Origin of the sequence: Flavobacterium soyae (genome assembly GCF_021245985.1) — a bacterium.
In the GTDB taxonomy this organism is placed as follows: domain Bacteria; phylum Bacteroidota; class Bacteroidia; order Flavobacteriales; family Flavobacteriaceae; genus Flavobacterium; species Flavobacterium soyae.
The window spans coordinates 202,386-213,121 of sequence record NZ_JAJQXA010000011.1 but is presented as its reverse complement, the minus strand read 5'-3'; the positions used below and the strand labels follow the sequence as shown (position 1 = coordinate 213,121).

General features: G+C 39.3%; 3 protein-coding genes. 1 reads left to right on the top strand and 2 read right to left on the bottom strand.

All coding sequences use genetic code 11. The annotated features are described in order from the left end of the window. Positions 1 to 143: 143 nt before the first annotated feature. Both LUU93_RS15365 and LUU93_RS15360 read right to left on the bottom strand, forming a co-directional pair. Positions 144 to 995: an outer membrane beta-barrel protein gene (locus LUU93_RS15365; RefSeq protein WP_232682051.1), complete on the bottom strand. Its 852-nt coding sequence runs from the start codon at positions 993 to 995 to the stop codon at positions 144 to 146. 55 nt (positions 996 to 1,050) lie between these two features. Further along, on the bottom strand, positions 1,051 to 9,624 hold the full coding sequence (locus LUU93_RS15360; RefSeq protein ID WP_232682050.1) for a T9SS type A sorting domain-containing protein: 8,574 nt from the start codon (positions 9,622 to 9,624) through the stop codon (positions 1,051 to 1,053). A 96-nt stretch (positions 9,625 to 9,720) separates the two neighbouring features. On the opposite strand from LUU93_RS15360, the gene LUU93_RS15355 reads away from it, so the two are divergent. Beyond that, the gene (locus LUU93_RS15355; RefSeq protein WP_232682049.1) at positions 9,721 to 10,731 is read left to right on the top strand and encodes an SAM-dependent methyltransferase; all 1,011 of its coding nucleotides are present in this window, start codon (positions 9,721 to 9,723) and stop codon (positions 10,729 to 10,731) included. Positions 10,732 to 10,736 lie beyond the last annotated feature (5 nt).

Genomic DNA, 10,736 nt, shown 5'->3' with positions numbered 1-10,736 from the left:
AAAATCAGCAAGAAATAAAAAATTATCTTGAAAGTGGAATCCGAAAAACCTGAATTAATGTTTTTAGTGGACAATCTTGTTTTTACCAAAAAAAAGAAGCTGTCCTTTTGAGACAGCCTCTTTTTTTAATTGGTCAAAAGCAATTATCGCAGTGCAAATCTTAATTTAAGACCATATGAAACAAGTCTGACATTACTGCTCAAATTTGTATCAAATATGCTGTTGTATCCTAATTCTACAGGCAGCTCAGGATTGTATTGTACAAGATGTTTATCTCCGCTTTTATCGTAGATATTATTTAAACCGTAATCAAAATAAACACCAATGTATATTGAATTTCTGTTTCCGATAACTTGTTTCAAACCTGTTTCAAAAGTTGCTGAATATGAAACTTTGGTATCAAGGTCGTGTTTGTTTGTGACTAAATTATCAGTGCTTGCAAAACCTGCAAAGGCTGGTGAGAACAATTCTGCATTGTATTGTGGATAATAACCGCTCGTTGTTACATTTTGAATAGTCGTTTGATAACTTCCGCCTGAAGCGAAACCAATTTTACCACCGGCCGCAATATAAAATTTTGATGTACCCGGAGTTTCAAATTGTATTGTGATTGGAACATTAATATAATCCATTTTTTGTTCTTCTCTTAAATTAGCAGCTCTGTATCTAAACTGGAAATTTTCATTTTCAGCGTCAGTAGCTGCATATGATCCTCCTAAGGAATTGAATTTTAAATCAGAACTGTAGGTTTGATATTCAACTCCAATTCCGATGCTTAATCCTTCATTTAAATAATAAGAATAACGAAAACCTGCGCTTACACCGTTTCCGGGTACTGTTTTTCCTGCTGAATTTGAATCGATATAGGAAAAAGGCCCTCCTAAAGAAATCGAGAATTCTTGTTTTTTATCCTGGCTATAACTATTTAAAGACGCTGCGAGAAATGCCGTAAAAATGGCAATCGATGTGATATAGCTGTTAATATTTTTTTTCATCTTAAGTTATTATATTATGCCAGTACTATTTTTATCTAGTACTGGCAGGGTTTATTTATTTTACAATTACCTTGAAAGATTTTTTGATATTTGGTGTTTCAAGAACTACCATGTACATATTGCTCTCAGTTGTTTGAGGTAATTGTATTTCGGTTTTAGCTGTAGATGATTGTACAGTTTTTACCAATTGGCCGGTAACTGTGTAAAGACTAATTTGCATTTTCTCTAATTCTTCTGCAGGGAAATCTGCTTCGACAGTAATTACTTTTCCAATTTCAATTGGGTTAGGATAAAGTTTTGCCTGCAGAGTATTTGTCAATGTAATTTTAGAAGCACATGCATACAGTACTTTTCCATCTTTAGTTGTCATTTTTACACTATAATCTGCCGTTGGGTCTAATAACGAAGTAATGCTGTTTCCTGCAGAATAATACTGACCGGTTCCTATTAGCTGTTCGTTTTTGAACCATTCGTAAGAAACAAACTCATAACCGCCATTTGTCTGCGGATTGTTATTTACAAGAAGTACGTTATTAAATTTCTGTTTAACAATGTCAAAGAAATTAAATGGTTTCACGATTATGATAGTGTATGTTGCAGATAAACTTCCGTCTTGTGATGTAATTGTTACATTCTGATTGTAAATTCCCGGTTTAGGAGTTTGAATTGTAAAATTAGCAGAAGGAGTTATAACTGCACCCGATTCATTTAAGACAGAAACAGTTGGATTTGTTTCTCCGCATGGCAGAACATAAAAAATTGTTTTTCCAGGGTTTTCAAAAGCTTTTGTTCCTATAGTGATTCTCTTAACATCGATATTGTTATTTAAGATAACTAACAATTGTGAAACATCGGCAGCAGGAAGATAATTGTTATCTCCAGCCTGATGAGCAGTAATTAATACTTCACCAGATCTTAACATATTTACTTCACCAGCAGCAGAAACTGTAGCAGGAGCCAGCGGTGTATTGTATGTTGATGTGTAAGTAACAGCTAAATTTGAATTTGAAGCCGCTGTTAAATTAAAAGTATTATTTGCTCCAAGTGTTTTAACCGGAATTGCACCAAATGTAATTTGCTGTGCAGCTTTATTAATAACAAGATTTGCCGTAAGAGTTACAACCGTACAATTTGGCGCACTAGCAGATGGTGTTATCGTAGCAGTAACTACATAAGTACCAGCATTTGTTGACGTATTATTTGCAGAATATGTAACAGTTGCTCCTGTTGGAAGATTCGCAACCTGCAGTGCATGAGCATTTCCATCATACGTAAATTGAGCGTTGCTAAAAGTTACTGCATTCAATGGAGAAGCAATTACTTTTATAGTTTGCGGCTGTGTTGTAATGTTTCCATTTCCGTCATCGTATTTCCATGTAATTACATAAGTTCCTGCAGCATTGTAGCTTAAAGGGTCAGTTGTAGTTCCATTTAGAATTCCGGCACAATTATCTGTAGCAGTTGGAATAGCGATTTCTGCTGCTAATACTGAACAATAGTTAGTAATTTCTGGAAGATTAGCTACAGTTGGTACTGGCGCCGTTACGTCTGGAGTTGTAATAATAGCTACAGATTGTGCTGCAGTACAACCATTGGCGTCTGTAATAGTTACAGTATAAGTTCCTGCACTTAATCCAGTTGCTGTTGCAGCTGTTCCTCCAGAAGGGGTCCAAGAATAAGTATAAGCTCCAGTTCCTCCGGTTACAGTTACCGTTGCAGTTCCGTTAGTTCCTCCGTTACAAGAAACATCAGTTTTAGATATTGTTGCCGCAAGAGCATTTGGTTCTGTAATTGAAATCGATTCTACTGTTGTACAACCATTAGCATCTGTAACTGTTACAAAATATTCTCCTGCGCTTAATCCTGCAGCAGTTGCAGCAGATCCTCCAGAAGGTGACCATGCATAAGTATAAGGTGCAGTTCCTCCTGCAGCAATTACTGTCCCAGTTCCGTTAGCCCCTCCATTGCATGAAACATCTGTACTAGTAGACGTTGCAGTAAGAACAATTGGTTCAGTAATTACGATAGACTCAGTTGCGATACAACCGTTAGCGTCTGTAATAGTTGCAGTATAAGTTCCTGCGCTTAATCCAGTTGCTGTTGCAGCTGTTCCTCCAGATGGCACCCAAGAGTAAGTATAAGCTCCGGTTCCTCCGGTTACATTTACAGCTGCAGATCCATTAGCTTCTCCATTACAAGAAACATCTATTTTAGATGAAGTTACAGAAAGGACAGAAGGCTCAGTAATTGTAACAGATTGCGTTGTAGTACAACCGTTAGCATCCGTAATAGTTGCAGTGTAAGTTCCTGCGCTTAATCCTGCAGCTGTTGCAGCTGTTCCTCCAGAAGGGGACCAAGAATAAGTATATGGTGCTGTACCTCCAGCTGCAGTTACCGTTGCAGTTCCGTTAACTCCTGCATTACAAGAAACATCTGTTTTAGATATTGTTGCTGCAAGAATTGCTGGTTCAGTTATAGTAACAGATTGCGTTGTAGTACATCCGTTAGCATCTGTAATTGTAGCAGCATAAGTTCCTGCACTTAATCCAGAAGCAGTAGCTGCCGTTCCTCCGGCTGGTGCCCAAGAATAAGTATATGGTGCAGTTCCTCCAGCTGTTGTTACAGCTGCGGTTCCGTTAGTTCCTCCGTTGCAGGAAACATCTGTTTTAGATATAGTTGCGGTAAGGATTGTTGGTTCAGTAATAGTAAAACTTTGTGTTGTTTGGCATGCATTTGCATCTGTTATAGTTACGGTATAAGTTCCTGCGCTTAATCCAGTTGCTGTTGCAGCAGTTCCTCCGGCTGGCGCCCAAGAGTAAGTATAAGCTCCGGTTCCTCCGGTTACATTTACAGCTGCCGTTCCGTTAGCCCCTCCATTACAAGAAACATCTGTTTTAGATGAAGTTACAGAAAGGGCAGCAGGCTGTGTAATAGTAATAGTTTCTGTAGTAGAACAACCATTAGCATCAGTAATTGTAGCAGTATAAGTTCCTGCGCTTAATCCAGTTGCTGTTGCAGCTGTTCCTCCAGATGGCGCCCAAGAATAAGTATAAGCTCCGGTTCCGCCTGTAACATTTACCGTTGCAGATCCGTTAGCTCCTCCATTACAAGAAACATCAATATGAGATGGAGTTACAGCAAGTACAGAAGGTTCAGTAATTGTAACAGATTGAGTAGTAGTACATCCGTTAGCATCTGTAATTGTTGCTGTATAAGTTCCAGGACTTAATCCAGAAGCAGTAGCTGCTGTTCCTCCGGCAGGAGCCCAAGAATAAGTATATGGTACAGTACCTCCAGTTGGAATTACTGTAGCAGTTCCGTTATTTAATCCATTACAAGTAACATCAGTTTGAGATGCTGTTGCAGCAAGAATAGCCGGTTCTGTAATTGTAACAGCTGCGGTTGTCTGACATGAATTAGCATCTGTAATTGTAGCAGTGTAAGTTCCTGCGCTTAATCCAGTTGCAGTTGCAGCAGTTCCTCCTGCAGGAGCCCAAGAGTATGTATATGCTCCAGTTCCTCCAGTTACATTTACCGTTGCCGTTCCGTTAGCTCCTCCATTACAGGAAACATCTGTTTGTGATGTTGATGCAGAAAGAATTGCTGGTTCAGATATAGTAAAACTTTGTGTTTTTGTACATAAGTTAAAATCTTGTATTGTTACAGTATAGGTTCCTGCAGCAAGACCATTTGCTGTTGCTGCTGTTCCTCCAGAAGGAGCCCAAGAGTAAATATAAGCTCCGGTTCCTCCTGTAACAGTAACACCTGCAGATCCATTTGCTCCTCCATTACAAGAAACATTTATTTGTGGATTTGGAGTTACTATAATTTCAGTTGGTTCTGTAATAGTAAAGTTTTTTACAATAGAACAGCCATTAGAAGATGTAATCGTTACAGAATAATTACCAGCTGTAAGATTAGTTGCTGTATCAGCATTTCCGCCAGATGGTGTCCATACGTAAGTGAAAGGTCCAGGTGCTCCACTTGGAACTACAGAGGCAGATCCTGTATTAGCACCAAAACATGATACATCAGTTTGTGAAGTAATTGCTGCTAAGCTATTTGTTGTAGTAATTGTAAAGTTTCTGGTTATTGTACAACCATTAGCATCTGTAATTACAACACTATTAGCTCCGGCAGTTAAACCAGTTGCAGTTGCAGTTGCAGCACCAGATGGTGACCATAAATAAGAATATGGAGCTGTACCACCGCTGACACTTACAGAAGCCTCCCCACTTGTTGAACAGGTTGCATTTATTTGATTTTGTGTAGCTAATAAAGCTGATGGCTGCGTGATCGTAAAGTTTTCTGTAATAGTACATCCATTAGCATCAGTAATAAGACAGCTATAATTTCCTATTGATAATCCAATAGCTGTTGCCGCAGTTCCTCCAGAAGGAGACCATAAATATGTATATCCGGATGTGCCTCCAGATACATTTACTGTAGCTGTACCAGTCGCATCTCCATTACAAAGAACATTGGTTTGTGATGGTACAGCAGATAGTACAGCAGGTTCTGTAATAGTAAAGCTTTGTGTAGTCTGACACAAATTGGCATCTATAACGGTAACAGTATAAGTTCCCGCAGGTAATCCGGAAGCTGTTGCAGCAGTTCCTCCAGAAGGCGCCCAAGAATATGTGTAAGCACCTGTTCCTCCTGTAACATTTACAGTTGCAGATCCATTAGTTCCTCCGTTGCAAGAAACATTTGTTTGAGAACCAAAACTTGCAGTAAGAGCAGCAGGTTCAGTAATAGTAAAGCTTTGAGTTGTTTGACATGAATTAGTGTCAGTAACAGTAACAGTATAAGTTCCTGCAGCCAGTCCAAAAGCTGTTGCAGCAGTTCCTCCAGAAGGTGCCCAGGAATAAGTATATCCTCCAGTTCCTCCTGAAACATTAACAGTTGCTGATCCATTAGCTCCTCCGTTACATGAAACGTTTGTAGATCCACCCGCAGTAGCTGTAAGAGCAGCGGCAGGCTCAGTAATTGTAAAATTTTGAGTAGTTTGACATAAGTTAGAATCAGTAACTGTAACAGTATAAGTCCCAGCTACTAATCCCGCAGCTGTAGCGGCAGTGCCTCCAGCAGGTGCCCAAGAATAGGTATATCCTCCTGTTCCTCCAGATGCAGTTACAGTCGCCGATCCAGTGTTCCCGCCAAAGCAGGCTACATTAGTTTGTGCGACTGGTGATGCTGTTAAAGCAGAAGGTTCAGTAATAGTAAAATTTTGTGTAGCCTGACATGAATTTGCATCGGTTATTGTAACAGTATAAGTCCCTGCAGCAAGACCAGTTGCGGTTGCAGCAGTTCCTCCTGATGGTGACCATGAATAGGTATAAGCACCCGTTCCTCCAGTTACTGCAACACTTGCAGATCCCGTTGAAGCTCCATTACATAAAACATTCGTTTGAGATGGTGTGGCTGCTAAGACAGCAGGTTCAGTAATAGTAAAGCTTTGTGTGGTTTGACATGAATTTGCATCTGTTACTGTAACAGTGTAAGTACCTGCAGCCAGTCCAGAAGCAGTCGCACTTGTTCCTCCAGAAGGCGCCCAAGAATATATGTAAGCACCTGTTCCTCCAGTAACATTAACAGTTGCAGATCCATTAGCTCCTCCGTTGCAAGAAACATTTGTTTGAGAACCAAAACTTGCTGTAAGTGACGCTGCAGGTTCAGTAATTGTAAAACTTTGAGTAGTTTGGCATAAGTTAGCATCGGTAACTGTAACAATATAGGTTCCCGCTCCTAATCCTGCAGCAGTGGCGGCAGTTCCTCCAGAAGGAGCCCAGGAATAAGTATATCCTCCTGTTCCTCCAGATGCAGTTACAGTCGCAGATCCTGTTGTACCACCAAAGCAGGCTACATTAGTTTGTGCGACTGGTGATGCTGCTAAAGCTGAAGGTTCAGTAATAGTAAAACTTTGTGTAGCTTGACATGAATTAGCATCGGTTATAGTAACAGTATAAGTTCCTGCGCTTAATCCAGTTGCTGTTGCAGCAGTTCCTCCTGATGGTGACCATGAATAGGTATAAGCACTGGTTCCTCCTGTAACATTTACAGTTGCAGATCCATTAGTTCCTCCGTTGCAAGAAACATTTGTTTGAGAACCAAAACTTGCAGTAAGAGCAGCAGGTTCAGTAATAGTAAAGCTTTGAGTTGTTTGACATGAATTAGCGTCAGTAACAGTAACAATATAAGTTCCAGCAGCCAGTCCAGTTGCGGTTGCAGCAGTTCCTCCAGAAGGCGCCCAGGAATAAGTATATGCGGCTGTTCCTCCTGTAACATTTACGGTTGCAGTACCATTAGACCCTCCATTACATGAAACGTTTGTAGACCCACCCGCAGTAGCTGTAAGTGCAGCAGCAGGGCTGCCTACTACGATACTATTTATAGTTGCAGTACATGTGTTATTGTCAGTAATTGTAACACTATAAGTTCCAGCGGTAAGACCTGTGGCAGTAGCGGTTGCAGCACCATTAGACCATAAGTAAGTGTATGGACCTGTACCCCCAGCAGCTGTAATTGTAGCAGTACCGTTAGTTCCTCCAAAACACGAAACCGGAGTTGAAGACGGTGTCCCGCTCAATACAGCAGCCGGACTGCCTACTACGATACTATTTATCGTTGCAATACATGAGTTATTGTCAGTAATTGTAACACTATAAGTTCCAGCAGTAAGACCAGTAGCGGTCGCAGTTGCAGCACCATTAGACCATAAATAAGTATAAGGAGATGTTCCCCCGGCAGCTGTAATTGTAGCAGTACCATTAGCTCCGCCAAAACATGAAACCGGAGTTGAAGACGGTGTACCGCTCAATGCAGCAGCAGGGCTGCCTACTATAATATTATTTACAGTATAAGTACATGTATTACTATCGGTAATTGTAACACTATAAGTTCCAGCTGTAAGACCAGTAGCAATAGCAGTGGTTTTTCCAGATGGAGTCCATACATATGTATAAGGGCCTGTACCTCCAGAAGCAGTAACGGTTGCAGTACCATTTGAACCTCCAAAACAAGAAACTGGAGTTGCAGCAGTTGTTGCAGCCATTGCAGAAGGCGGTCCAAGAACTGTGATATTATTTACAGTTAAAGTACAAGAGTTATTGTCTGTAATAGTTGCGCTATAAGTACCTGCAGTAAGTCCAGAGGCCGTTTGTGTTGCTGCACCATTAGACCATAAATAAGTATAAGGAGATGTGCCTCCAGACGGTGTAATTGTAGCAGTTCCATTAGATCCTCCAAAACAAATAACGCCTGTTGTAGAAGGTGTTGCACTTAATACTGCGGCTGGTCCGCCTACGACTATACCGGTTATTACTTTTTGGCAGGAGTTAGCATCAGTAATTGTAACACTATAGGTTCCAGCTGTAAGACCAGTTGCAGTTGCAGTTGTAGCGCCATTTGACCATAGATAGGTATATGACGGAGTTCCTCCAGTTGGAGTGGCAGTTGCAGTACCATTTGAACCTCCAAAACATGAAACAGAAGTTACTGAAGCTGTACCATTAAGCACTGTTGGCTGGTTTATTATAACATTTCTTGTTATTTGTGTTGATTCAGCATCTGTAACCGTTACACTATAGCTTCCTGCTATTAGACCAGTTGCAGTTGCAGTTGTAGCACTATTAGACCATAAATAAGTATAAGGAGTTGTTCCTCCAGAAGGGGTAACTGTAGCAGTACCATTACTGCCTCCATTACAGCTTACGTCTGTTTTTGAAAGTGCAGGAGCAGTTAATGCAGCTCCAGTGGTAAAAGTTAAATCACTTCCGTAACTTGTTCCTCCGCTGTTTATGGCATAAGCCCTAAAATGAATAGTTGTTGCAGCAGGAAGTCCTGTTACTGCATTACTAAACGTTCCTGTACCAGTTCCAATTTGAACTTTGTTATTTGCCGTAGTTGGATTTGCTGTTGTAGCCCATACGATACCTCTTTCTATAGAAGCATCTCCGCCATCAGCAGTTACATTACCTCCAAGTGTTGCCGAAACCGATTTGACGGCTGAAGCTGCAGTAGAAGTTACAGTAGGTGCAACCGCTCCGTTTGAGAACGCAAAATTATCAACCGCAAAATAATCATAATTACTACTTAGTTGAATATCAAGTTGATCTATTATTATATTAGTGTAATCAGCACTTCCATCAGTGGCAAAATTTACATTAAAAAATCCTTTGTTAGGGGCTGCATTTCCTATATCGGCTCCAGTAGTATTTTTTACTATAGTATATTTTGTAACTCCAGCGAGTTTTCCTGTAAAAGTCACGGACCCAGGAGCTCCATTAAAACTGACTCCAGGGTTCAGCCCAGAATTACCTGAAACATATACCCATAAGCTGCTAACCTTAAAGCTTCCAGTGGCATCTGTGATAGTTCCAGTCTGCCCCATACCACCAGTTACATTGTCGTCAGCAACTTGAATGAACTTATTTGAGCTATTATAACCTTGGCCTGCTAGTTGAAAAACAGTAAAGCTGATAAAAGTGCTCGTTAGATTAAATGTTTTGGTTCCATTTGTAAAAGTTGAAACCCCCGCAGTATAACTTTCAAATGTGTCAGTTGTCTGCGAATTAATATGCTGTATCGCAAAAAATAGCAGAATTAATAATAAGTAGAGTTTTTTCATAATTACGATATTAAATTTTATCTGTTAACATTGTGGCATTATATTTTTAACTTATATTTCTAACTTCAAAAAACACATTCTTAGAAGTTATAAAACATGTATAAAGAAGAACTTACGATTATTGTTAAATCTATCATTGAGGCAAATACGGTTAATGAGCATATAAAAAGTGCTCAAAAACTTTCAGATTTTTATAATGAAAATACAAAGTTCAAACATTCTGAAAGCAATGAAATTTCTATTAAAGGTGGTGTTGCCTTATCAAGTTCAGGGGCTGCAGACTGTGTTGATGATTATCTGCGTACTGTTTTTTTTATTAAAGGTGTCTACAAAGCTTTGATTAAATTATGTGCAGATTTTCCGGAGAGAAGTATTAATGTACTATATGCCGGCTGTGGGCCTTATGCAACTTTAATTCTGCCTTTACTTCCATTATTTAATAAAGAGAGGATTAATGCTGTTTTAATAGATATTAATAATTCATCCATTAAATCTGTCCAAAATCTTTTGTCAATTTTTAATCTGGAAGATTATAAAATGCAACTAGTAGAAGCAGATGCCACAACTTATATAAAGCCGGAAGATTTTAGTATCGATCTTGCCATTTCTGAAACTATGCATTATGCATTAACCCGAGAGCCGCAAGTCGCTATTACAAAAAATATTATGCAGCAGTTATCATCCCATTCCTTATTTATTCCAGAAGAAATAAAGATCGATCTTGCTTTTAGTTTTTTTGATTTTGAACCTTACCTTAAAAAAGCTGTATATGAAGGAAAGGGCCGCAAACAATTGCAGCCCTATTCACATAATGTATTTGTTGATAGATTATTTACAATAAACAAAGAACATTTCAGCAGAGAAAATCCAAATTCAATAATTGAAAGTAGTTTTTATATTCTGCCGGAAAATTTTGCCGATCATCCTGATGTATGCCTTTTTACTGAAGTTAAGATATATGAAGACATAGAGTTAAAAACTGCAGAGTCTTACATAACAAATCCTTATTGTCTTGTATCTATGTACAGTATCAAAGATTACTCAGAAATTCAATTGATATATGATTTTAGCGAAATACCGCAATGGTCATATAAATTAAAAGAATGATCTAA